Genomic DNA, 24,814 nt, shown 5'->3' with positions numbered 1-24,814 from the left:
TCACCGCGAAGCGGCAGTTTTCGTGCCGGGAGCCGGGATTGTTAAGGGCGTGGCGGAGAACGCCCTTAACACGTTCACGGGGGAGGGTGCTGCATGGAAGCGCGGCACATGAGGTGAACGGAACCATTCCACCGGAGGTCAGCGGAACCGCGCTTTTTACGGCTGAAACCCTTTAAGCCAGTCACCCACTGTTCCCCTCACCCCGGCCCTCTCCCCAAAGGGGCGAGGGAGAAAAGCGAGCCCGGTTTCGCATGTGAGGTGAACGGAACGATTCCACCGAAGGTAAGCGGAACCCTTTGAGCCTGTCACCCACTGTTCCCCTCTCCCCGGCCCTCACCCCAATGGGGCGAGCAAGAAAAACGTACTCGGTTTTGCATGTCAACCACACTACTGCGGATACGGTACCCAGTCCCCGCCGTTCAGACGAACATACGGCTTGTTCTGGTACTGAATCACCACCGCATTCGCATTCTCCGATACCGGCGCCGTCTGTGGCAGGCCGCTGGTCAGTTGATCCCAGTTCACGCTGTCCTCGGTGAAAATCTTACCGTCCAGCACACGCACCACCAGTTCTGATATGGCCAGGAAACTGCTCGGTTGATTGATTTCAATCGGCGCTCCCTGGTGTGGCGTCTTCATACCAAAGAATTTGATCGCCGTCGGCACGTGGGTGATAGACGGGCTTGGAATATCACGTAAACCCGATACCTGCATTTTATCGCCCTGCAGCGCAGCACCGTGTTCCGGCACCATAACGACCATCACTTTGCGGCCGGATTTTTCTAACTGGGTGAAAAATGCATCCAGCTCATCAAACATCTTCTGCGCACGGATTTTATAGTCCGCCGACTGCCGCACACCTGGGTAGTGGTTTCCGTCATGTAACGGCAGCAGGTTATAGAAGGTCGCGGTGCGATGTCCCTGTTGCGTGGCTTCACTCTCCATCCAGCGATTCAGTACCGCCGTGTCGTCATACACTGGCGAGCCGTCGAAGGAGAGCAGCACCGGCGGCAGGCCAGCCTGGTTCATCAACGGTGCCTGCATGCCACCGTTCTCACGCACCTCTTTAAGAAAATCGCCGAAGACGCCGTTATGATCCATCATCAGCTGCTGGGTAAAGCCCAGTTTTGCCAGATTATCAAACAGATAACATTGCGCACCCGCAGGCTGGTAGAGATTTTTGTGAGATGTCTGGCCGCAGCTGGCGCGCAGCAGACGTATTGCAGCCGGGCCACTGTAAGCCGTAGCGGCGTTAAATTGTTTAAAGACGATATCAAAGTGCTGCCAGAGCGGATGCGATGACAGGCCCGAAGCCTCAATATCGGCCCAGGAGAGGGAACAAATATTAATCACCAGCAGATCGAAGGGCTGCGCATCGGCCGCCAGCTGTGACGGAAACGGCGTCTGGCGTTTCTCCTCGGCGGCATAGAAGCTGGCGAGCCACGCGTTCAGGTTCTCTGACGTAGGCGGCGCAGTCTGTGCCGGAATACCCCCGACCACCGGCGCGGTGCCCGCTCCTGTCGTGGCAACCGTAGGCGCGGCGGTGCCACCCGTTGTCGCGACAGTCCCCCCCGTCTGTGCGCCGGGCCATAAGGTAAAAGCCGGGCCGGCAATCGTCAGCACGTTGAGCCAGACCATAATTGCCACCACAAAGACGGTAACGCGAAGCCACTGCGAGAGAAACAGCCAGGCGACAAGCAGGACAAAGATCGCGCCAATCATTTCCCAGTTAATAAAACGCGTCACCAGATCCAGAAGATAGTCGGCGCTAAACCCTGCCACCTGACTCCCCTGACTCATCATGCTTTGCGGGCCTGGCAGCCAGGTATCATGCCAGAACAGGCCAAAGCCAATCGGGATAGCAATCCAGTGACGTAAGCGATGCAAACTGCGTCTGGGGATGGGCATCAGCAAAAATGCCATGAACACCAGGTTCAGCAGCGGATGAAAATTAAGATAACCTGCCCACAACAAACCGAACTTCACCAGAAAATAGAAGTTCCAGCCGGAAAGACCCCGCCAGTATTGCCAAAGCGGCGAGGGCGAAGAAGCGGTAAAGGATTGATTAGTCATGTTTTCGGTCTGCCTTGACAAGCGGTGTACGGCGCAGAGTGCCCGCCGGTTTCACATACCGGGGTCTCGTAAACATTATTCGTAGAATGATGCGAATACGGTGCAGCCAGTGACGCGCGAGATACCCTAGCGGAAAGAAAATCAGCGCGCAGAGCACCACGAGCTGAACAATGTCAGCCACAGACATCATAGTGAACGCTCCGTCTCTTCCGCTAATAATCGCAACGGTTCAGGAATATGACGCCAGGCGTGACCGTCATGCTCGGCGTTAATCACTTTTTTCGTCTCCCTGGTCACGATGGGCAGCGGTTTGCCCCATTTTTCCGGTTCGATTTCGCGCATCAGCACCAGTTCGCCGGTAATCTGGGTATCTTCAAACCAGATCGTTCGATTCGAGAAAATATCTGTCGTAGGTAACGGGAAAATATGGTTTAGCGCGGTATCAAGATCGTTTACCCGACAGAACGATAAAAACATGATCAGCCGGTTATCGCCGATGGTGACAATATCGCCGACGCGGTTTGGTCTGCATAAAGTGAGCGCTTGCTCAACGCGAATCCCCGGAGCCGGACGCAGTGCGACCAGTATCCCTTTACTGTCCGGCGGCAACAGCGGGTTATTCACCATATTGCTCACCGCTTCATTGAAGGTCTCCCACGGCAGATAACCGCGTAACTTAAGCGGCTGGGTCATAGAGAGAAGCGTGGTGATATCTTCCGGGACGTGGCGGGTAAACTGCTGACCCTGCACGCTTTCGACCAGCGTCAGGCAACGGGAGAGGGGAGCATTCCAGGGAATAACCATATTGGCCCCGCACCCCAGTAACAATCGCTCATCCGTGGCCCGCAGGCTGGCCTGCGTTTCACGCACAATGATTTTCAATGCGCTCCCACGCTGACGACGCAAAGCGTGGATCTGCCGGGCGATGGTTTCAATCTGATTGTTCTGCCTGAGGGCAAAGATGATGGTCGCAGCCTGCGCCAGTCGTGCCTCATTGAACATGGCTTCATTGGTTTCAAAAAGCATCCAGTGTTCAGAAAGTGCAGGCGCACCTTCCAGGACGGTAACGTTACTCAGCACGCGCTTCTCATCGCTGCGTGGCTGTATTGTCGTCTCTTCCTGCTGGGCTAATTGCCAGCCGTTGTTGTGGTTTTCCAGAATAAGTTGCTGACGGGCACTGACGCCTTTCTGATTACACCACCAGGCCACGTCGTACAGATATGTTTCACTCTGATAGCGTAAACTGGCCAACCCAAATAGAGAGCGATACTCACTCATCAATATGGATGACTGTCTGTCACTGTTCGTGGCGGGATTTAATACCAGTAAGGAGCAATTATGATATTTCGCCCACTCATGCGTTTTTTTAATCCACTCATGCAACTTCTCAGCCGATATATTCTGCCACGCGTTATTTGCACAAATAAGGATAAGTAAATAATTTTCAGGCTCAAATGTAGACAATAAATCGCGGGTGAAAAAGTATAGACCATTCTCAGTAGCGGGCATGGAAAATAAGCGTATTTTTTCCGGCCCGTGATCTCGATCTAATTCGATGATTTTACGAAGATCGTAACCCATTCCGGTCACCGCTACCCGACTGTCGTCAGCCTGCGATGCAAGCGTCTGATTCATAAGTCTTATTGCGTCCTGCTCGCGATCGGCATTAATCCACCAGACACCGCCTGCTGGCATGTGACGCAGTTCGTCCCATAATGAGCGGATGCCAATAGAAAATATGGGGGTCACGGTGTCCCTCTACTTTGTAATTAATCTGTATATCAGTTTACTAGCGAAAGCGAAGAAATAAACCTAACATTGAAATTAAAGAACATCAGATTTGGCGTGTAAAATTTTTTTCCCTGGCAAATACGATTGCTAAGAATGTATGTATGTTTTCTCTTCAAAGGGATCGGGCCTGAAATGCATAGTGAAAAGCCTAAAACTCAAGGTGATACGACCCTGGGTTATACATTTCAAAACGACTTTCTGGCGCTGAGTAAGGCATTTTCATTACCTGAAATTGATTATGCCGATATTTCTCAGCGAGAACAGTTGGCTGCGGCTATTAAACGCTGGCCACTCCTTGCCGAATTAGCGCGACAACCATAAGGGAGCTGTGGATGGCCGTATTGGGGTTACAAGGGGTGCGCGGCGGTGTAGGCACAACATCCATTACTGCCGCACTCGGTTGGGCATTACAGGTTCTTGGCGAATCCGTGCTCGTGGTGGATGCCTGCCCCGATAACCTCCTGCGTCTGTCATTCAACGTTGAATTCGAGCGGGAACAGGGCTGGGCGCGTGCCATGCTGGATAGCGAGGACTGGCGCGATGCCGGTATGCGGTATACCTCCAGCCTCGATATTCTTCCGTTTGGCCGCCTGACGGCAGGGGAGTGGGAAAACAGCCACCTGCTGCACGACGCCCTGAGCCACTTCACCCACATTTTGCACACCCTGCAATCACAGCACCATTACAGTTGGGTACTGGTTGATCTGCCGCATGGGTTTTCAGCGTTAACTCGCCAGTTTCTTGCGCATTGCGACCATACTCTGGTGGTGGTTAAGCCGGACACTAACTGTCATGTCCGTCTGCATCAACAGCCCCTGCCGGCGGGGGCACATATTCTGATTAATGACTTTCGCATCGGCAGCCAAATGCAGGATGACCTCTACCAGGTCTGGTTGCAGAGCCAGCCACGTTTGCTGCACACGGTCATCCATCGCGATGAGGCGATGGTCGAGTGTCTGGGGGCTAAACAGCCGTTAGGTGAATACCGGGCTGATGCTCTGGCAGCCGAAGAGATCCTGACGTTGGCAAACTGGTGTCTGTTACATTGTGCCACCCCACGCGCTCAGAAAGGTGATCCCCCGGGGGTAGCGCCATGAGTCAACCTGCCGCCTGGCTATTAATCCCCCCGGTTTACGCCCGGTTAAGCGAGCGTTACCAACACTATCGCCGTCATCAGGCGCCGGGGTTTAGCGCCGCGTGTGGCTGTTTCTGGGTTATCATGGCCTGGTTATTTATTCCCCTTGAGCGGCCGCGCTGGCAGGCTATACGGGCGCAACACGCGACCTTATTTCCCCATATCAACCCTGACCGCCCGCGTCCGCTCGATCCGGCGCGCTACCTGCTACAGGCCCTGTGGCTGTTGGTAGCCCGGCCACGGCGCGGACACCATGAGGCGCGGCCTGCCCGATTTACCCGTACACGTTCATTGCGCGAGCGCTACCATCGCTGGCTCGATAACCTGCCGGGCCGGGTGACCGACCAGACCCGCCACCTCGACAACCAGAAAGAGCTGGGCCATTTAAGCAAGGGGGCGCGGCGCGTGATTCTGGGTATTATCGTGACCATCTCGCTGATTCTGGCCCTGCTCTGTATTACCCAGCCGTTTAACCCTTTGTCTCAGTTCATCTTTTTGGTTTTACTCTGGGGCGCAGCGCTCCTCGTGCGGCGTATCCCCGGACGATTTGCGGCCCTGATGCTGATTGTGCTCTCGCTTACCGTCTCCTGCCGTTACATCTGGTGGCGCTATACCTCAACGCTAAACTGGAACGATCCGGTCAGCCTGGTGTGTGGCCTGGTCCTGCTCTTCGCAGAAACCTATGCCTGGATAGTGCTGGTGCTGGGCTATTTTCAGGTCGTCTGGCCGCTTAATCGTCAGCCGGTGCCTATGCCAAAAGATATGACTCTGTGGCCTGCCGTAGACATTTTCGTGCCCACTTATAATGAAGACCTGAACGTCGTTAAAAATACTATTTATGCCGCACTGGGCATCGACTGGCCGAAAGATAAACTCAAAATCTGGATACTGGACGACGGCGGACGTGAGGAGTTTCGCCAGTTCGCGCAGAGGGTCGGTGTGGAGTACATCGCCCGTACGACACACGAACATGCAAAAGCGGGGAATATCAATAACGCGCTCAAATATGCCAAAGGCGACTTTGTGTCCATCTTTGACTGCGACCACGTACCCACCCGCTCTTTCCTGCAGATGACGATGGGCTGGTTCATCAAGGAAAAGGATCTGGCGATGATGCAGACGCCGCACCACTTCTTCTCGCCCGATCCCTTTGAACGCAACCTCGGACGTTTTCGCAAAACGCCTAACGAAGGGACGTTGTTCTATGGACTGGTGCAGGACGGGAATGACATGTGGGATGCGACCTTCTTCTGCGGCTCCTGTGCTGTGATCCGCCGTGGTCCGCTGGATGAAATCGGCGGCATTGCCGTTGAGACGGTCACCGAAGATGCGCACACCTCGCTGCGTTTACACCGCCGTGGTCATACGTCAGCCTATATGCGGATCCCGCAGGCAGCCGGGCTGGCGACGGAAAGCCTGTCCGCGCATATCGGTCAGCGTATTCGCTGGGCCCGTGGCATGGTACAGATTTTCAGGCTCGATAACCCCCTGTTTGGTAAAGGTCTGAAGCTGGCGCAGCGCCTTTGCTACGTTAATGCCATGCTGCACTTTATGTCGGGTATTCCCCGGCTGGTCTTTCTGACGGCACCGTTAGCCTTTCTGCTGCTCCATGCTTACATCATTTATGCGCCAGCCATCATGATTGCGCTCTTTGTTCTGCCGCACATGATCCACGCAAGCCTCACTAACTCCAGGATTCAGGGTAAATATCGTCACTCGTTCTGGAGTGAAATCTACGAAACGGTGCTGGCCTGGTACATTGCCCCGCCAACGATGGTGGCGCTGTTTAACCCGCACAAGGGCAAGTTTAACGTCACCGCGAAAGGTGGCCTTGTGGAAGAAGAGTATGTCGACTGGGTGATCTCGCGTCCTTACATCTACCTGGTGCTGCTGAACATTGTGGGGGTAATGGTGGGGGTCTGGCGCTACTTCTATGGCCCCGAAAACGAAATTCTCACCGTCTTTGTCAGTATTGCATGGGTCTTTTATAACCTGATCATCCTTGGCGGCGCGGTGGCGGTGTCGGTGGAAAGTAAACAGGTTCGTCGTGCGCACCGCGTTGAAATCTCAATGCCAGCGGCCATTGCCCGTGAGGACGGGCACCTCTTCTCATGCACGGTGCATGATTTTTCCGATGGCGGCGTAGGTATCAAAATCAACGGCCAGTCGCAGGTGCTTGAAGGACAAAAAGTGCGCCTGTTGCTAAAACGCGGGCAGCAGGAGTACGCCTTCCCGACGATGGTGGTGCGCGTGTCAGGCAATGAAGTCGGGCTTCAGCTGATGCCGTTAACCACGCAGCAACACGTTGATTTTGTTCAGTGCACTTTTGCCCGCGCGGATACATGGGCACTGTGGCAGGACAGCTTCCCGGAAGATAAACCTCTGGAAAGCCTGCTGGATATTTTAAAACTGGGCTTCCGTGGTTATCGCCATCTCGCGGAGTTTGCTCCTGCGTCGGTAAAAATGATTTTCCGGTCTCTGACCGTACTGGTTTCCTGGATTGTGTCGTTCGTTCCGCGCCGCCCCGAGCGTGGCGTGGCGGAACAGCAACCGGTGACGTGATTGGGCTCAACAATGATGAAAACGCGATGAAAACAAAACTCTCCTGGATGTGTGCAGTGGCTTTGGGGATAAGTACGCTCCCCTCAATAATGACCCATGCGGCGCCCGGTAACCCGGCGGCGCAGGCCGCCCCGACCGTACCTGCCGTTGCGCCTGCCACCGAGCCGGTGGTGACAGCTGCACCCGGACAAACCGAAGCCCTGCGCCCTGCAACCCCAACCCAGGGCCAGACCGCACCGGCTCCGGCGGCGGGCCGTCAGGCCATAGGCCAGGTGATGCCGGGGGTAACGCAAGCGAATGCCCCCATCGTTGCGGACGCCGCCCCGTCGCGTAACGTGAAGCTGACCTTTGCTGAAATTGCCCCGCCGCCAGGCAGCATGGTCTTGCGCGGTATCAACCCGAGTAATGGCGTGGAGTTTGGTACGCGCAGCGATGAGGTAGTATCTAAGGCGCTGTTAACGCTGGAGTACACGCCCTCTCCGTCACTTCTGCCCGTTCAGTCGCAGCTGAAGGTCTATCTCAACGAAGAGTTGATGGGCGTATTGCCAGTGACGCGGGAACAGCTGGGCAATAAAACCCGCGCTCAGGTGCCCATCGACCCGCTCTACATTACCGACTTTAACCGCGTGCGGCTGGAGTTTGTCGGCCATTATCGTGATGTCTGCGAGAACCCGGCCAGTAGCACCCTGTGGATGGACATCGGGCGCAGCAGCTCGCTTGAGCTCTCTTACCAGACGCTGGCGTTGCAAAACGATCTGTCCCATTTCCCGATCCCCTTTTTCGACCCCCGCGATAATCGCCCCTTAACCCTGCCGATGGTCTTCGCGGGCACCCCGGATATTGCCCAGCAGCAGGCGGCCTCCATCATTGCCTCCTGGTTTGGTTCCCGCACCGGCTGGCGCGGACAGCGTTTCCCGGTGCAGTTTGACGGGCTGCCGGACAGCAACGCCATTGTGTTCGCCACCAACGACAAGCGGCCAGCCTTCCTGCGCGACGCACCTGCGGTGAAGGCCCCTACCATTACCATGATGAACCATCCGACCAATCCATACGTGAAGCTGCTGGTGGTCTTCGGGCGTGATGACAAGGATCTGCTGCAGGCCGCAAAAGGCATCGCCCAGGGCAATGTATTGTTCCGTGGCAGTAGCGTCACGGTTGATGAGATAAAACCGTTGCTGGCGCGTAAACCTTATGATGCGCCGAACTGGGTGCGTACGGACCGCCCCGTCACCTTCGGTGAACTGAAAACGTTTGAAGAGCAGTTGCAGTCTTCCGGGCTGCAGCCTGGCTCTATCAGCGTTGCGCTGAACCTGCCGCCGGATCTCTATTTGTTGCGCAGCAATGGCATCGATATGAAGCTGAACTACCGCTACACCGCGCCGCCGACGAAAGACAATTCGCGCATGGATATCAGCCTCAATAACCAGTTCCTGCAATACTTCAGTCTGACCAGCAATCAGGACACTAATCGTCTGCTGCTGCGTTTACCGGTGCTGCAAGGGTTACTTGATGGCAAAACGGATGTCGCTGTTCCGGCGCTGAAACTGGGTGCGGTTAACCAGCTGCGTTTTGATTTTCAGTACATGAACCCGATGCCGGGCGGAACTGTCGACAACTGCGTCACCTTCCAGCCGGTACAGAACCGGGTAGTCATTGGTGATGATTCCACCATCGACTTCTCGAAGTACTACCACTTCCTGGCCATGCCCGATCTGCGTGCATTTGCCAATGCGGGCTTCCCCTTCACCCGTATGGCTGACCTGTCGCAAACCATTGTGGTGACACCGCCTGAGCCAGACCCGGCGCAACTGACGACGCTGCTGGACGCGCTGGGTTCCCTCGGGGCTCAAACCGGTTTCCCGGCCATCAATCTGACCCTGACCGATGACAATACCCAGATTCAGGGTAAAGATGCCGACATCCTGATCATCGGCTCGATACCGGACAAACTCAAAAATGACAAACATATCGACCTGCTGGTGAACGCCGCCCAAAGCTGGGTGAAAACACCAACCCGTCAGACGCCATTCCCCGGCCCGTTGCCGGACGAGGCGGACCGTCAGCCAGATGTGCAAACCGCCGTGAGCTCCAGCGGACCGATGGCTGCGATTGTGGGTTTCCAGTCGCCGTTCAATGAACAGCGTAGCGTGGTTGCGCTGCTGGCAGACAGCCCGCGCGGCTACGAATTGCTCAACAGCGCCATGAACGACAGCGGTAAACGCGCGGCGATTTATGGTTCTGTATCGGTGATTCGTGAGTCGGGGGTGAGCGGTCTGCGCGTAGGGGATATTTACTATGTCGGCCACCTGCCGTGGTTCGAGCGCATCTGGTATGCGTTGTCGAGCCATCCGGTGTTGCTGGCGGTGCTGGCGGCTGTAAGTGTAGTGCTGCTGGCCTGGGTGTTGTGGCGTCTGCTGCGTATTATCAGCCGCCGTCGCCTCGACCCGGATCATGAGTAAGCCATAATGAGAGTGTTTCGCTGGGCTATGGTAGTGGTGCTGATGCTGCTGGCGGTGCAGGCACGCGCCGCCTGTAGCTGGCCGGCCTGGGATACCTTCAAAAAGCACTACATCAGCGAAGGTGGGAGAGTGGTTGACCCCAGCGATGCGCGTAAGATCACCACCTCAGAAGGGCAAAGCTATGCGCTGTTTTTTGCGCTTGCGGCGAACGATCGCCCGGCGTTTGCGTCCCTCCTGCAGTGGACGCAGGACAACCTTGCGCAGGGGGATTTGAGCGCCCACCTTCCGGCCTGGCTATGGGGAAAGAAAAACGATAATGACTGGGAGGTGCTCGACAGCAATTCCGCAGCGGATGGTGATGTCTGGATAACCTGGTCGCTGCTGGAAGCGGGCAGGTTATGGAACGAGCCGGAGTACACCCGTCTGGGTAAGGCGCTGCTGTCACGAATAGCGAAAGAAGAGGTGGTCAACGTCCCCGGCCTTGGCGCTATGCTGCTTCCCGGTAAAGTAGGTTTTGTGGATAAGGATATCTGGCGTTTTAATCCGAGCTATTTCCCGCCTCAGCTGGCGCAATACTTTACCCGCTACGGCGCCCCCTGGACCACGCTTCGCGAAACGAACCTGCGCCTGCTGCTGGAGACGGCACCCAAAGGATTCGCCCCTGACTGGGTTCGCTATCAAAAAAACAAGGGCTGGCAGCTGCAGCCAGAGAAAACGCTTATCAGTAACTACGATGCTATTCGTGTTTACGGATGGGTGGGCATGATGCATGACCGGGATCTGCAAAAAGCGCGTCTGCTGGCACGCTTCAAACCGATGGCGACCCTTACCGCGGAGCAGGGCCTGCCGCCGGAAGAAGTGGACGTAGCCACAGGGAAAGCCAAAGGAGAGGGGCCGGTCGGCTTTTCCGCCGTGTTACTCCCTTTTATTCAGAATCGTGACGCTCAGGCAACACAACGCCAGCGCGTGGCAGATCATTTTCCGGGCAATGATGCTTACTTCAGCTACGTCCTGACCCTTTTTGGTCAGGGCTGGGACGAGCACCGTTTCCGTTTCACCCCTCGTGGTGAGTTACAACCTGACTGGGGCCAGGAATGCGCAAGTTCTCATTAAGTCTTCTCAGTTTAGCGCTGGGCATCGCTCTGATGCCCGTCGCGCAAGCGGCCCCGTCCGCGCAACAGCAGCTGCTGGAACAGGTGCGTCTTGGCGAGACCAACAAGCGTGAAGATCTGGTGCGTCAGTCACTCTATCGCCTGGAGCTGATGGCACCCGACGATCCGGATGTTATCGCCGCGCGCCTTCGCTATCTGCTGCGTCAGGGCGATACTGCAGGGGCGCAGAAACAGCTCGACCGTCTGGTCACGCTGGCGCCAGACTCTGCTGCCTATAAGGCCGCAAAAACGGAAATGGCCCTCTCCACTGCGCAAGGGCGGCAGGCATTACAGCAGGCGCGCTTGCAGGCAGCGACCGGGCATACTCAGGAGGCGATTGCGGCTTATGAAGGTCTGTTTAACGGCGCTCCGCCGGAGGGAAACCTGGCCCCGGAGTACTGGAGCCTGGTGGCAAAAATTCCGGCACGTCATGCCGAAGCAGTAAATCAGCTTAAAGCCATTAATAGCCGTAATCCGGGAAATGCCGACCTGCAAAGCACCCTTGCGCGCCTGTTGCTCGCGGACGGGCGGACCGAAGAGGGGTATGCCGTACTTGAGCAGATGGCAAAAAATAATACCGGGCGCGAGAACGCCGCCTCTATCTGGTATCAAAACATTCAGGGAATGACCGTCAGTGACCAAAGCGTGGCGGCATTACAGCGTTTTCTGAGCGTTTTTAGTGAAGGCGACACCGTGGTGACCGCGCGTCAGCAGCTCGATGCGCAACAGAAGCAGCTGGCAGACCCGACGTTTCGTGCGCGGGCGCGCGGGCTGGCAGCGGTGGAGGCGGGCCAGGGTGGAAATGCCGTTGCGGCATTGCAGCAGGCGGTCAATAAAAATCATCAGGACAGCGAAGCCATTGGTGCGTTGGGTCAGGCCTATTCTCAGCGCGGCGATCGCGCTCGTGCCGTTGCGCAACTGGAGCAAGCCATCGCCCTTGATCCCGATAGCGATAACCGCGGGAAGTGGGACAGCCTGTTGAAGGTCAATCGCTACTGGCTGCTTATTCAGCAGGGGGATGCGCAACTGGCGGCGAAAAATCCCGGTCGGGCGCAGCAGTACTATCAGCAGGCGAGAAGTATTGATGAGACAGATAGCTATGCGGTGCTGGGTCTGGGAGACGCGGCACTGGCGCGTAACGATACGGCGTCTGCCGAGCGCTACTATCGACAGGCGCTGCGGATGGATAAGGGCAACACCAACGCAGTGCGCGGGCTGACCAATATTTATCGTGCGCAGTCACCTGAGAAAGCGACGGCCTTTATTGAGACGCTCTCGGCCAGCCAGCGTCGCAGCATCGATGATATCGAGCGCAGCATGGCCAACGAGGGGCTGGCGCAGGAGGCGGAACGTCTGGAGAATCAGGGGAACTTTGCCGGGGCGGCGGAGCGACAACGTCGCCGGCTTGAACTTGATCCCGGCAACGTCTGGGTGACCTACCGGCTGGCAAGCGACCTGCGCGCGTCGGGGCAGCAAATAGCCGCCGACGCCCAAATGCGTACACTCGCACAGGATAAGCCAGGCGACGCTGAACAGGTCTATGCGTACGGGCTGTACCTCTCTGGTAACGATCAGCAAAGTGCAGCCCTGGCGCACCTCAACACCCTGCCGAAAGCGAAATGGAACAGTAACATTCAGGAACTGGCGAACAGGCTGGAAGCTAACCAACTGCTGGAGCGGGCCAACGCGCTCCGTGACAGCGGCAAGGAAGCGGAGGCGGAAGCCTTCCTGAAACAGCAACCCACCTCGACCCGCATTGAACTGACGCTGGCAGACTGGGCGCAGGAGCGGGGCGACCATAACGAAGCGACCTCCCGTTATCAGTCGGTGCTGGCGCGTGACCCTGCCAATGCAGACGCTCTGCAGGGACTGGCTGAAATCTATGCCGCCCGGGGCAATCGTATGGCGGCGCGTCAGATGCTGGCAAAACTGCCAGCACCAACGGCAATGCCATCCCTTAATGCCGCCCGGCGCGTTGCGCTGGTGCAGGCGCAACTCGGTGATACGCGGGAGGCAGAACAGACCTTTAATCACATTGTGCCGCAGGCCAAAGCCCAGCCTCCGTCAATGGAGAGCGCGCTGGTGCTGCGGGATGCCGCACGTTTTCAGACGAGCATGGGCCAGCCAGAACAGGCGCTGGAGACGTATAAAGAGGCGATGATCGCCGCGGGTATCACCCCGGTACGCCCCGCCAGTAACGATGCCTTCACGCTGCTGACGCGTAACGATGAGAAAGACGACTGGCTGAAACGCGGTGTCCGCAGTGATGCGGCTGACCTCTATCGCCAGCAGGATGTTAACGTCACGCTGCAACATAATAACTGGGGTTCCAGTGGCACCGGGGGCTATTCGGATTTGAAGGCGCAAACCACCATGTTGCAGGCGGATGCGCCGCTGGCGGATGGTCGAATGTTCCTGCGCGGTGACTGGGTCAATATGAACGCCGGAACCTTCTCCAGGGATGACGATGGTAGCTGGTCGCCAAACTGGGGCACCTGTAATCTGTTCGATTGCGATTCCGGTCATCGAACGCAAAAAGACAGCGGCGTGAGCGTAGCCGTCGGCTGGCGCAATGACACCTGGGATATGGACATCGGCACCACCCCTATCGGATTTAACGTGGTAGATGTGGTCGGCGGGCTGAGCTATAGCGACGATATTGGCGTGATTGGCTACACGCTGAATGCGCACCGCCGCCCCCTTTCCAGCTCAATGCTGGCTTTTGGTGGACAGCAGGATAATGGTAATGGCGATCACCCCGGCACCACCTGGGGCGGGGTGCGGGCCAACGGCGCAACGGCAAGCATGAGTTACGATCGCGGCGACGCTCACGGCGTGTGGGCCTCGCTCGGTGCTGACCAGTTAACCGGTAAAAACGTGGCGGATAACTGGCGTGTGCGCTGGATGGCGGGGTATTACTACAAGCTGGTTAACGAGAATAATCGCCGGGTCACCGTGGGTCTGAGCAACATGATCTGGCATTACGATAAAGATCTCAGCCATTACACGTTGGGCCAGGGCGGCTATTACAGCCCACAGGAATACCTCTCGTTTGCCGTGCCTGTCACCTGGCGTGAGCGCACCGGGGAGTGGTCCTGGGAGCTTGGCGGCTCCGTCTCCTGGTCGCATTCGCGCAGTGCATCGCAGCCCAGCTATCCGTTGATGAGGCTTATTCCTGCGGCATATCGTGCGGATGCCCGCGAGGACATTGAAAGCGGGGGCGCCTCATCGGGTGTGGGGTATACCGCCCAGGCGATGATCGAGCGCAGAGTGACCTCTAACTGGTCAGTAGGGCTGGGGGTCAATATACAGCAGGCAAAAGATTACACTCCGAGTCAGGGCATGCTGTTCGTGCGCTATTCCGCCGCGGGATGGCAGGGCGATATGGATATGCCGCCGCAGACGCTGACGCCGTATGCTGACTGGTAAATGAAGAGTATTCCTGGGGGCGCGGGGAGGGGGATCTCTCCCCCGGCGCACCCGATTAAGGCATAGCATTCATTGGGTTAATTCGCGCCCGTCGCGTGCTTATTTGCGCATATAAACTCTTCACCGGTTTAGCTCAACAAGGGCCCGATAGAGTATACTCTGGCGGCAGCGTTCTGATTCGACGGCCTGCTTTTTTGTATCTCTGGAGAGTTAACTTGCGTGTCAGCCGTTCTTTAACCATTAAACAGATGGCTGCGGTCTTTGCCGTGGCGGTGGTGTTTATTTTTATTTTTTGCGTCACTTTGCTGTTTCATTTTGTGCAGCAAAATCGCTACAACACGGCTACGCAACTGGAAAGTATTGCCCGGTCTGTTCGTGAACCCCTTTCCGAGGCCATACTGAAAGCGGATATCCCGGAAGCCGAGTCCATCATCAAACAAATTAAGCCTGCGGGCGTAGTCAGTCGCGCAGACGTCGTTTTACCCAACCAGTTCCAGGCTTTGCGGGTGCGGTTTATCCCGGAGCGACCGGTGCCGATGATGCTGGCCCGTGTGTTCGAACTGCCGATTCAGATCTCGCTGCCCATCTACTCCCTGCAACGTCCGGCGAATCCCCAGCCGCTGGCGTACCTGGTGCTGGAGGCGGATTCATACCGGGTTTATAAATTTGTGATGAGTACGCTTTCTACGCTGGTGACCGCTTACTTATTGCTGACGTTAATTATGACGGTATCCATTACCTGGTGTATTAACCGTCTTATTGTTCACCCGCTACGCAAAATTGCCCGCGAACTGCATGAACTCCCGCTCCAGGAGCAGTTTGGACACCAGCTTCCGCTGCCGCGCCACCACCATGATGATGAAATTGGCAGCCTGGTACGTAGCTATAACCGAAATCAACAAAATCTGTTGCGCCAGCACGATGAACTCAACGTTCAGTCGATGCAGTTCCCGGTCTCAGATCTGCCCAATAAAGCCTTTCTGATGGCGCTGCTGGAACAGGTGGTGACCCGGCAAAAAACCACGGCGCTGATGTTTGTCGCTTGTGAAACGTTGCAGGAGACGGCGGGGGTACTGAAAGAGGCGCAGCGGGAGATCCTGCTGATGACGCTGGTGGAAAAAATCAAGTCCGTGCTGGCACCGCGGATGGTGTTAACGCAGGTCAGTGGCTACGACTTTGCGATTGTGGCGCATGGCGTGAAAGAGCCCTGGCATGCGATCACGCTCGGTCAGCAAGTGCTCACTGTGATTAACGAGCGGCTGCCGATGCATGGCATTCAGCTGCGCCCCAGCGCCAGTATCGGGGTAGCGATGTTCTACGGCGGAATGAATGCTGAACAGCTCTATCGCCGGGCCGCCTCCGCCGCCTTTACCGCACGGCGAAAAGGGAAAAATCAGATTCAGTTCTTCGACCCGGAGCAAATGGAAGAAGCGCAAAAGCGGTTGACCGAAGAGAGTGACATTCTCAACGCCCTCGACCAGCAAAAATTCGCTATCTGGCTTCAGCCTCAGGTGGATCTCGCGACCCGGCAGGTCGTCAGCGCCGAGGCGTTGTTGCGCATGGAGCAGCCGGACGGAAGCTGGGATTTGCCGGAGGGATTGATTGAGCGCATCGAGTCCTGCGGCCTGATGGTGACGGTGGGCTACTGGGTGCTGGAGGAGTCCTGCCGCCTGCTGGCTGCCTGGCAGGAAAAAGGGATGACGATGCCGCTGTCGGTAAACCTTTCTGCGCTTCAGTTGATGCACCACAACATGGTACCGGACATGCTGGAGCTGCTGAACCGCTATCGCATTAAACCCAATATGCTGATCCTGGAAGTGACGGAGAGCCGTCGAATTGACGATCCCCACGCTGCCGTGGCGATACTGCGCCCGTTGCGCAATGCCGGCGTGCAGATTGCGCTCGATGATTTCGGTATGGGGTATGCCGGATTACGTCAGTTACAGCATATGAAGTCACTGCCGGTGGACCTGCTTAAGATAGACAAAATCTTCGTCGAGGGATTGCCGGGCGACAGCAGCATGGTTGCCTCCATTATTCATATGGCGCGTAGCCTGGATCTTCATATCATCGCCGAAGGGGTGGAAACCGAGGCCCAGCGCGACTGGCTGACCGATGCCGGCGTTGAAATGGCGCAAGGCTTTTTGTTCGATAAAGCGGTAACGCCGGAAGCTTTCGAATCGCGGTATCTGACCCGCTCAGATAAGACTGAAAATGCATGAACTAGCGCTGGCTTGTGCGAGTCAGCTCTAAATTCTTAACATGATTGTTTCAAATTTGATGTGAGTTTATTTCTGTCATGTTTTACGGGTGTTATTTTTATTCCGCAGGCGCGAGAAACCCCTATAAAGCCTGTGGTTTAAACCTCAAGGACACCCTATGAAAACCTCTCTGTTTAAAAGTCTCTACTTTCAGGTGCTGACGGCTATCGCTATCGGTATTTTGCTCGGCCATTACTACCCTGACATTGGCGCGCAAATGAAACCGCTGGGTGATGCGTTCGTTAAGCTCATCAAAATGATTATCGCCCCGGTCATTTTCTGTACGGTAGTGACGGGTATCGCCGGTATGGAAAGCATGAAGGCAGTGGGCCGCACGGGCGCGGTGGCGTTACTCTATTTTGAAGTGGTAAGTACGCTGGCGCTGATTATTGGCCTGGTGATCGTTAACGTAGTACAACCCGGCGCGGGGATGAACGTTGACCCGGCAACGCTGGATGCAAAAGCGGTGGCGGTCTACGCTGAACAGGCCAAGGATCAGGGTATTATTGCCTTCCTGATGGATGTCATTCCATCCAGCGTGATTGGCGCGTTTGCCAGCGGTAACATTCTGCAGGTGCTGCTGTTTGCGGTGCTGTTTGGCTTTGCGCTGCATCGCCTGGGCAGCAAAGGTCAGCTCATTTTCAACGTGATTGAAAGTTTCTCGCAGGTGATCTTCGGCATTATCAACTTCATCATGCGTCTTGCGCCGATTGGCGCGTTTGGTGCGATGGCCTTTACGATTGGTAAGTACGGCGTAGGGACGCTGATACAACTCGGGCAGTTGATTATCTGCTTCTATATCACCTGTATTCTGTTTGTGGTGGTCGTGCTCGGCAGTATTGCCCGTGCGACCGGCTTCAATATCTTCAAGTTTATCCGTTACATCCGTGAAGAGCTGCTGATTGTGCTCGGCACCTCCTCGTCGGAATCGGCCCTGCCACGTATGCTGGAAAAAATGGAGCGCCTCGGCTGTCGCAAGTCGGTGGTGGGGCTGGTTATCCCGACCGGCTACTCCTTTAACCTTGATGGCACCTCCATTTACCTGACGATGGCGGCGGTGTTTATTGCGCAGGCCACCAACAGCCATATGGATATCTTCCATCAGATCACCCTGCTGGTGGTGCTGCTGCTCTCCTCGAAAGGGGCGGCGGGTGTGACCGGCAGCGGCTTTATTGTGCTGGCGGCAACTATCTCAGCGGTCGGGCATCTGCCTGTCGCCGGGCTGGCGCTGATTCTGGGTATTGACCGTTTTATGTCGGAAGCGCGTGCGCTGACTAACCTGGTGGGCAATGGTGTGGCAACCGTGGTGGTGGCGAAGTGGGTAAAAGAGTTGGATCAGAAAAAGCTTGTCGATACGCTGGATAACCGTGCTTCAGGCAGCAAAACGGGGGAAATTTCCTCATAATTTCGTAACTTAAGCCCGTAGCCCTTGTCGGGCTGCGGGTGCCTGAGCATAATTGACCCCTGGCCCGCTATCGTCCCACTGGAATTCTTACTGATATTTCACTTTGCCGTGAGACATTTTCGCTTTTACGGGGTCTAACACCCAGTGTTAGCGATCTTTGGCCTCCCACGATAGCGGGGCTAACTTTTTAACCAGGAATGTTGATTAGGGGTTCTCATGCAGGGCACAAAAATTCGATTGTTAACAGGCGGTTTGCTGATGCTGGCAGCTGTCGGTTATGTGCAGGCAGAAGCACTCCAGCCAGATCCCGCCTGGCAACAGGGGACGCTGGCAAACGGTTTACAGTGGCAGGTTTTAGCCACCCCTCAGCGTCCAAGCGATCGCGTTGAGGTTCGCCTGTCAGTCAATACGGGGTCACTCACTGAAAGTACCCAACAAACCGGCTTCAGCCACTTTATTCCTCGCATTGCGCTGACCCACAGCGGCAGCCTGCAACCGACCCAGGTGCGCTCACTCTGGCGTCAGGGGATTGATCCCAAACGCCCACTGCCTCCTGCGCTGGTGTCGTATGAATACACCATGTTTAACCTCAGTCTTCCGAACAACCGCAGCGATCTGCTTAAAGAGGCGCTGCAGTGGTTGTCAGACAGTACCGGAAGACTCACCATTACGCCTGAAACGGTGAACCATGCGCTGGCCAGTGAAGATATGGTGGCCACCTGGCCGGGCAATACCAAAGACAGCTGGTGGCGCTATCGTCTTAAGGGGTCAACGCTGTTAGGGCACGATCCGGCAGAAAGCCTTAAGCAACCCGTGGATATCAAGCAGCTTCAGGCTTTTCACCAGAAATGGTATACACCGGATGCGATGACGCTGATCGTGGTGGGGAATGTCGATACCCGCGGCGTGGTTGAACAAATCAATAAAGTCTTTGGCGACCTGAAGGGCAAGCGTGAAACGCCTGCGCCCGTGCCTACACTGTCAGCGATTCCGCGTCAGCCGGTGAGTATCATGACCGATTCCGTATCGCAGGACAGGCTCGCTATCACGTGGGATAGCGCATGGCAGCCGATTCGTGAGTCAGCAGCCTTGCAGCGCTACTGGCGTGAGGATCTGGCCCGCGAAGCCCTGTTCTGGCATCTCCAGCAGTATCTGACGAAAGCGAATAACAAAGAGATTGGCCTCGGCTTCGACTGCCGGGTGCTGTTCCAGCGTGCCCAGTGCGCGATTAACCTCGATTCACCGAATGACAAACTGCAAAGCAATGTAGGCGTGGTCGCCCGCGAGCTGGCGAAGGTCCGTGATAACGGTCTGGCAGAAGAGGAGTTCAACGCCTTAGTGGCGCAAAAGAATCTCGAACTGCAGAAACTGTTCGCCACCTACGCCCGCGCGGATACGGATATTCTCATCAGCCAGCGGATGCGTTCGTTACAGAATCAGGTCGTGGATATTGCCCCCGAGCAGTATCAGAAACTGCGGCAAAACTTCCTTGCCTCTCTGACGAAAGAAGAGCTGAACCAGGATTTGCATCAGCAGCTTTCTCAGGATATGGCATTAATTCTGCTCCAGCCAAAAGGGGAGCCGGAATTTAATATGAAGGAGTTGCAGGCAGGCTGGGAAACCTTTATGTCGACCGGAGATGCCGCTCCAGTAGCGACGCCGGTGGGCAGTGAGGAACCGCATTCCGACGTTTCGGATATTCCGCCAAAACCCTAGTCCACTAAAAAGCCGGGTAGCGCTAACGCGACCCGGCTTTTTGCTTTCATCCCAGACGACAACTGGCCCCTTCGTCCCTTTGGAAAGAAGGTGAGGGGAAAAATCTCGTCTTAGTTCGGCATCGCGTCGCGAGGGATGATTGCCCCACGGTACTGAATCACCGTACTGGCCGTTAAATGACCACGTTTTGCCGCTGCCTGTGCATCGCCACCGGTCAGGCGCACCGCCAGATAACCGGCGCTGAAGGAATCGCCTGCGGCCGTGGTGTCCACCACGCTCTCTTTTGGCAGTTTCACCGCTGGCACCTCTTTTAACGCTTCACCTTCAATGGCCACGAGGCAGGAGTCGGCACCGCGTTTAATCACGATCTCTTTCACGCCTGCCTGCTGAGTGCGGGCAATGACCTCTTCTACCGGCATCGCGCCCCAGAGCAGGTCTTCATCGTCCAGCGTCAGGAAAGCAATATCGGTGCAGGCAAGCATCTGCTGGTAAACCAGACGCGTCTCTTCTTTGCTGGCCCACAGGCGCGGACGGTAGTTATTATCAAAAATAACCTTACCGCCGTTTGCACGGCACGCCTGCAACAGTGACAGCAGTTTCTGGCGACTGGCCGGGCTGAGAATGGCCAGGCTGATACCGCTCAGATACAGATAATCGAAGGAGGCCAGCGATTCGCAGATGGCGGCGGACTGCTCGCTCTCCAGCCAGAACTTCGCGGCCGCTTCGTTACGCCAGTAGTAGAAGGTGCGTTCGCCGGTTTCATCGGTTTCGATGTAATACAGACCGGGAAGGCGGTTTTCCATACGCTGAGTCAGGCTGGTATCGACGTTTTCTGCCTGCCAGGCATCCAGCATCTGCTGACTGAAATTGTCGGTGCCGAGGGCGGTCACATAGTGTACGGACAGGTCTGTTGGCTCGACCTGACGAGCGATATAGACCGAGGTGTTAAGCGTGTCGCCACCAAAGCCACGATTAACGTCCGTGCCCTTTTGTGACAGTTCAATCATGCATTCGCCAATAACCGCAATTTTCTTTGACATAGTCGGAACCTGAATCAGATGAATTAACAATAGTGTGCTGTGTGCGTGTTTCGTGGTCAACTATATTAAAACATCGTTCCATTATTTATTTGAGCTCACGCGTGTTCTGTGCAATCAGCTGAAAACACCTGCCGGGCTTTTTAAGAATGCGTCTTTTGTGGACGTAAAGTTATCTGCCGTTACGCCGATAACCCAATGGCGAGTTCTTTTCGGTACTTATCTTCAACAGGACAGGCGAAATGAAGTTAAAGCAGGTTATCCAGCGGCTAAACTATCCTGAGGCAAGCGTTGAAAGCTTGCAGGAGCGTCGTTACTGGCTGCAGTGTGAGCTTGCTTATACTTATCAGCCTATCTACAAGACTGACGGTCGCCTGATGGCGATTGAGGTGCTGACCGTGGTAACGCATCCCAGTAAACCCGGTGAGCGCATTGCTCCGGATCGCTATTTTTCTGAAGTCGCCGTTCGCCAGCGCGTTGATGTTGTGCATGAGCAGATTGCCCTGTTAGCGAAGCAGCACGCCTTCTTCATCGAAAATAATGTCCTGGCGTCGGTCAATGTGGATGGCCCCACGCTGCTGGCAATGCGCCAGAACAAAGCGCTGAGAGCCCTGATTGAAACCGTACCCTGGATCCGTTTTGAGCTGGTGGAACACATTCGTCTGCCGGAAGACACCACTCTCGCGATGATCAGCGATATGGGACCGTTGTGGCTGGATGATTTCGGCACCGGTATGGCCAACTTCTCCGCGCTCGGCGAGATGCATTACGACTACATTAAAGTCGCGCGTGACCTCTTCATCATGCTGCGTAAAACGCCGGAAGGGCAGAACCTGTTTGCGCTGCTGCTCCAGCTGATGAACCGCTATTGTCAGGGTGTGATTGTGGAAGGGGTGGAAACGCTGGAAGAGTGGCGTGACGTTCAGAATTCTCCGGCTTTTGCAGCCCAGGGTTACTTCCTTTCCCGCCCGGTTCCACTGGAAACGCTCGACCGCGTCATTCTTGACCTCTAAGCATCGCCCCTTTCCGCCAGCCTCGGCTATCTTTATGACAGGCAAGGCTTTAAAGAAAGGGCGCCCGCATGACAAAAACACGGAAAATTATTCTCGCCGTCACTGGAACATTACTGCTACTGGTTGTCGTGGCGATCGTTATTATTGCGACTTTTGACTGGAATCGTCTCAAACCCACTATTAATGAGAAGGTCTCCACCGAACTTAACCGGCCCTTCGCCATTCGAGGCGATCTGGGGGTGGTCTGGGAGCGTCAGAAAGAGGAGAGGGGCTGGCGAAGCTGGGTGCCCTGGCCGCACATTCATGCTGATGACATTATTCTTGGCAACCCGCCAGAGATCCCGGAAGTCACTATGGTACATCTGCCGCGCGTAGAAGCCACTCTGGCGCCACTGGCGCTGCTCACCAAAACCGTCTATCTGCCGTGGATCAAGCTGCAAAAACCGGATGCCCGGTTGATTCGGCTCTCTGAGAAGAATAATAACTGGACCTTTGATCTCGCCGGCGATGAAAACAAAGACCCCAATGCTCAGCCCTCCAGTTGGGCGTTCCGCCTTGATAATATTCTCTTCGATCAGGGGAAAGTGACGGTTGACGATAAGGTCAGCAAAGCGGATATCGAGATCCTCATTGACCCACTGGGTAAGCCAGTGCCCTTTAACGAAATCACCGGTGACAATAAAGATAACGCGCAGGTGGCTGACTATGTCTTTGGGCTGAAGGCAAAAGGGCGTTACAACGGCCAGCCGCTCACCGGCACGGGAAAAATTGGCGGTATGCTGGCATTACGCAGCGAAGGAACGCCATTCCCGGTACAGGCAGATTTTCGCTCCGGTAACACCCGCGTGGCATTCGTTGGTAAGGTTAACGACCCGATGAAAATGGGCGGCGTGGATCTGCAACTGAAATTTGCCGGCAATTCCTTGAGCGAACTCTACGACCTGACAGGTGTGCTGCTGCCGGATACGCCGCCGTTCGAAACGGACGGGCATCTGATTGCTAAAATCGATGCTGAGAAAAGCTCCGTCTACGATTATCGCGGGTTTAACGGACGTATTGGCGACAGTGATATTCACGGTTCGCTGACCTACACCACCGGTAAACCTCGCCCGAAACTTGAAGGCGATCTTGAGTCAACGCAGCTGCGACTCGCAGACCTGGGGCCGCTGATTGGCGTTGATTCCGGTAAAGGCGCAGAAAAATCGAAGCAGGCTGAGCAGAAAAAAGGTGAGAAAAATCTCCAACCTGCCGGGAAAGTGCTGCCTTATGACCGCTTTGAAACCGACAAATGGGACGTGATGGATGCCGATGTGCGCTTTAAAGGTAAACGCATAGAGCATGGTAGCTCCCTGCCGATAAGCGATCTGTCAACGCACATCATTTTGCAAAATGCTGACCTCAAACTGAGTCCACTCAAGTTCGGCCTTGCGGGGGGCACCATCTCCTCCCATATCCGCCTCGAAGGGGATAAAAAACCGATGCAGGGGCGGGCGGAGATCCAGGCGCGGCGGCTGAAGCTCAAAGAGCTGATGCCGGATGTAGAACTGATGCAGAAGACGCTGGGTGAAATGAATGGCGATGCAGACTTCCGGGGAACCGGGAACTCGGTGGCAGCGCTTCTTGGCACCAGCAACGGCAACCTGAAACTGTTGATGAACGATGGTCTTATCAGCCGGAACCTGATGGAGATTGTCGGGCTTAATGTCGGGAATTACCTGGTCGGGCAGCTTTTTGGTGACGATGAGGTACGGGTCAACTGTGCGGCAGCGAACCTTAACCTGGTCAACGGCGTGGCCCGTCCGCAAATCTTCGCCTTTGATACAGAGAATGCGCTCATTAACGTGACCGGGACCGCAAGCTTTGCCTCAGAGCAACTGGATTTGACCATCGATCCGGAGAGTAAAGGCATCCGTATCGTGACCCTGCGTTCACCGCTCTATGTGCGCGGAAGCTTTAAAAACCCGCAAGCCGGTGTTAAAGCCGGGCCACTGATTGCCCGTGGTGCCGTGGCGGCAGCGCTGGCAACGCTGGTCACGCCCGCGGCTGCGCTGCTGGCGCTGGTGTCGCCATCGGAAGGTGAAGAGAATCAGTGCCGGACGATACTGTCGCAGATGAAGAAGTAAGTATTGTGCGGTGACTGCCCCTCACCCCAACCCTCTCCCCGAAGGGGCGAGGGGGAAAAGCGTACCCGGTCTTGCATGCGAGGTGATCGGAACCGTTTCGCATACGGCTGGCGCAGTTTGAGACGGGCACGACCCTGACCCTCTCCCTGAGGGAGAGGGTCAGGGTGAGGGGAGAATTTTGTACGGGCACGGACGGTCCCCTCGCTCTCCGGGGAGAAGGCCAGGGTGAAGGGGGAATTGTATGTGGGCACGGACCGTTCCCTCGCCCCTTTGGGGAGAGGGTCAGGGTGAGGGGGAACATTCCGCACGATTGCTCAAGGAGAGACTGTTGCGGATAGTGGAACAGCCCATGCAGGCTACGTGGAATGGTTCCGTTCACCGTAAGTTCATTTTTCTCTGAAGCCACCGCACCCGTGAACGTGCAAGGGAGGCTCGCCGCCGCCTCCCTTGCAACCCGGGCTCCCGGCCAGGAAAATCGCCGCAGCGCGGTCCGTTCGTCCTATGCCGCCGTGCTGTCGGGTCGGGGACCAGCCTGCATCCCTGCAGGCTATCCCCTCCGCCCGCGTCCCTGCGGGCGGTCCCGGCCCGTCGTCAACGCCTCACCGATTTTCAGCCGGACCGCACCCCCCCGCTGTACGCCAGGAGTTACAGATAAAAAG

General features: G+C 56.1%; 15 protein-coding genes. 11 read left to right on the top strand and 4 right to left on the bottom strand.

Features of this window, described 5'->3' with window-relative positions; genetic code table 11:
• Window positions 1-387: 387 nt before the first annotated feature.
• From bcsG to bcsE, 3 genes are read right to left on the bottom strand one after another with little or no spacing between them, the layout of a single operon-like run.
• The gene (bcsG, locus tag KXR87_RS22065; protein WP_437434338.1) at window positions 388-2,073 is read right to left on the bottom strand and encodes a cellulose biosynthesis protein BcsG; all 1,686 of its coding nucleotides are present in this window, start codon (window positions 2,071-2,073) and stop codon (window positions 388-390) included.
• Complete coding sequence (gene bcsF, locus KXR87_RS22060) at window positions 2,066-2,263, bottom strand: cellulose biosynthesis protein BcsF (RefSeq protein WP_437434337.1); 198 nt, start codon at window positions 2,261-2,263, stop codon at window positions 2,066-2,068. Before bcsF ends, bcsG begins: the two co-directional genes overlap by 8 nt.
• Entirely contained in the window at window positions 2,260-3,822 is a 1,563-nt protein-coding gene (bcsE, locus tag KXR87_RS22055) for a cellulose biosynthesis c-di-GMP-binding protein BcsE (RefSeq protein ID WP_437434336.1), read from the bottom strand. Before bcsE ends, bcsF begins: the two co-directional genes overlap by 4 nt.
• Window positions 3,823-3,996: 174 nt before the next feature.
• On the opposite strand from bcsE, the gene bcsR reads away from it, so the two are divergent.
• The 9 genes from bcsR to KXR87_RS22010 all read left to right on the top strand — a co-directional run bounded on the left by bcsR (window position 3,997) and on the right by KXR87_RS22010 (window position 19,982).
• Window positions 3,997-4,185, top strand: a complete 189-nt coding sequence (gene bcsR, locus KXR87_RS22050) for a cellulose biosynthesis protein BcsR (RefSeq protein ID WP_437434335.1) — start codon at window positions 3,997-3,999, stop codon at window positions 4,183-4,185.
• Window positions 4,186-4,196: 11 nt separating this feature from the next.
• Window positions 4,197-4,961, top strand: a complete 765-nt coding sequence (gene bcsQ / locus KXR87_RS22045; RefSeq protein ID WP_437434334.1) for a cellulose biosynthesis protein BcsQ — start codon at window positions 4,197-4,199, stop codon at window positions 4,959-4,961.
• Window positions 4,958-7,561 carry a UDP-forming cellulose synthase catalytic subunit gene (gene bcsA / locus KXR87_RS22040; RefSeq protein ID WP_437434333.1) on the top strand — a complete coding sequence of 868 codons (2,604 nt, stop codon included), beginning with the start codon at window positions 4,958-4,960 and terminating at the stop codon, window positions 7,559-7,561. The genes bcsQ and bcsA overlap by 4 nt, the downstream gene beginning before the upstream one ends.
• 26 nt (window positions 7,562-7,587) lie before the next feature.
• Window positions 7,588-10,020: a cellulose biosynthesis cyclic di-GMP-binding regulatory protein BcsB gene (gene bcsB, locus KXR87_RS22035; protein ID WP_437434332.1), complete on the top strand. Its 2,433-nt coding sequence runs from the start codon at window positions 7,588-7,590 to the stop codon at window positions 10,018-10,020.
• Between the two features lie 6 nt (window positions 10,021-10,026).
• Window positions 10,027-11,133: a cellulose synthase complex periplasmic endoglucanase BcsZ gene (bcsZ, locus tag KXR87_RS22030; protein ID WP_437434331.1), complete on the top strand. Its 1,107-nt coding sequence runs from the start codon at window positions 10,027-10,029 to the stop codon at window positions 11,131-11,133.
• Window positions 11,115-14,600: a cellulose synthase complex outer membrane protein BcsC gene (gene bcsC, locus KXR87_RS22025; RefSeq protein ID WP_437434330.1), complete on the top strand. Its 3,486-nt coding sequence runs from the start codon at window positions 11,115-11,117 to the stop codon at window positions 14,598-14,600. The genes bcsZ and bcsC overlap by 19 nt, the downstream gene beginning before the upstream one ends.
• A gap of 215 nt (window positions 14,601-14,815) precedes the next feature.
• Window positions 14,816-16,822, top strand: a complete 2,007-nt coding sequence (gene hmsP, locus KXR87_RS22020; protein ID WP_437434329.1) for a biofilm formation regulator HmsP — start codon at window positions 14,816-14,818, stop codon at window positions 16,820-16,822.
• 157 nt (window positions 16,823-16,979) lie between these two features.
• Window positions 16,980-18,266 (top strand): dicarboxylate/amino acid:cation symporter, encoded by a 1,287-nt coding sequence (locus tag KXR87_RS22015; protein ID WP_437434328.1) that lies wholly within the window; start codon window positions 16,980-16,982, stop codon window positions 18,264-18,266.
• Window positions 18,267-18,482: 216 nt separating this feature from the next.
• Entirely contained in the window at window positions 18,483-19,982 is a 1,500-nt protein-coding gene (locus KXR87_RS22010) for a M16 family metallopeptidase (RefSeq protein WP_437434327.1), read from the top strand.
• A gap of 110 nt (window positions 19,983-20,092) precedes the next feature.
• Here the strand turns inward: KXR87_RS22010 and KXR87_RS22005 are convergent, their stop codons facing one another.
• Entirely contained in the window at window positions 20,093-21,022 is a 930-nt protein-coding gene (locus KXR87_RS22005) for a sugar kinase (protein WP_437434326.1), read from the bottom strand.
• A 239-nt stretch (window positions 21,023-21,261) separates the two neighbouring features.
• Here KXR87_RS22005 and pdeH point away from each other — a divergent pair, with 239 nt between their 5' ends.
• Entirely contained in the window at window positions 21,262-22,032 is a 771-nt protein-coding gene (gene pdeH / locus KXR87_RS22000; protein WP_437434325.1) for a cyclic-guanylate-specific phosphodiesterase, read from the top strand.
• Window positions 22,033-22,100: 68 nt separating this feature from the next.
• Window positions 22,101-24,155 carry an AsmA family protein gene (locus KXR87_RS21995; RefSeq protein WP_437434324.1) on the top strand — a complete coding sequence of 685 codons (2,055 nt, stop codon included), beginning with the start codon at window positions 22,101-22,103 and terminating at the stop codon, window positions 24,153-24,155.
• Window positions 24,156-24,814: the final 659 nt, after the last annotated feature.

Source organism: Yokenella regensburgei, from assembly GCF_051486985.1.
Lineage (GTDB): Bacteria > Pseudomonadota > Gammaproteobacteria > Enterobacterales > Enterobacteriaceae > CBFFRJ01.
The sequence above is the reverse complement of the archived record's forward strand: the minus strand, read 5'-3'. Positions and strand labels throughout refer to the sequence as shown.

Bases quoted from the DNA above. Each gene is read 5' to 3' on its own strand.
- bcsZ (WP_437434331.1), top strand. From the start codon at position 10,027: ATGAGAGTGTTTCGCTGGGCTATGGTAGTGGTGCTGATGCTGCTGGCG.
- KXR87_RS22015 (WP_437434328.1), top strand. From the start codon at position 16,980: ATGAAAACCTCTCTGTTTAAAAGTCTCTACTTTCAGGTGCTGACGGCT.
- bcsF (WP_437434337.1), bottom strand. From the start codon at position 2,263: ATGATGTCTGTGGCTGACATTGTTCAGCTCGTGGTGCTCTGCGCGCTG.
- pdeH (WP_437434325.1), top strand. From the start codon at position 21,262: ATGAAGTTAAAGCAGGTTATCCAGCGGCTAAACTATCCTGAGGCAAGC.
- KXR87_RS21995 (WP_437434324.1), top strand. From the start codon at position 22,101: ATGACAAAAACACGGAAAATTATTCTCGCCGTCACTGGAACATTACTG.
- KXR87_RS22010 (WP_437434327.1), top strand. From the start codon at position 18,483: ATGCAGGGCACAAAAATTCGATTGTTAACAGGCGGTTTGCTGATGCTG.
- bcsG (WP_437434338.1), bottom strand. From the start codon at position 2,073: ATGACTAATCAATCCTTTACCGCTTCTTCGCCCTCGCCGCTTTGGCAA.
- bcsR (WP_437434335.1), top strand. From the start codon at position 3,997: ATGCATAGTGAAAAGCCTAAAACTCAAGGTGATACGACCCTGGGTTAT.
- bcsB (WP_437434332.1), top strand. From the start codon at position 7,588: ATGAAAACAAAACTCTCCTGGATGTGTGCAGTGGCTTTGGGGATAAGT.
- KXR87_RS22005 (WP_437434326.1), bottom strand. From the start codon at position 21,022: ATGTCAAAGAAAATTGCGGTTATTGGCGAATGCATGATTGAACTGTCA.
- bcsQ (WP_437434334.1), top strand. From the start codon at position 4,197: ATGGCCGTATTGGGGTTACAAGGGGTGCGCGGCGGTGTAGGCACAACA.
- bcsC (WP_437434330.1), top strand. From the start codon at position 11,115: ATGCGCAAGTTCTCATTAAGTCTTCTCAGTTTAGCGCTGGGCATCGCT.
- bcsA (WP_437434333.1), top strand. From the start codon at position 4,958: ATGAGTCAACCTGCCGCCTGGCTATTAATCCCCCCGGTTTACGCCCGG.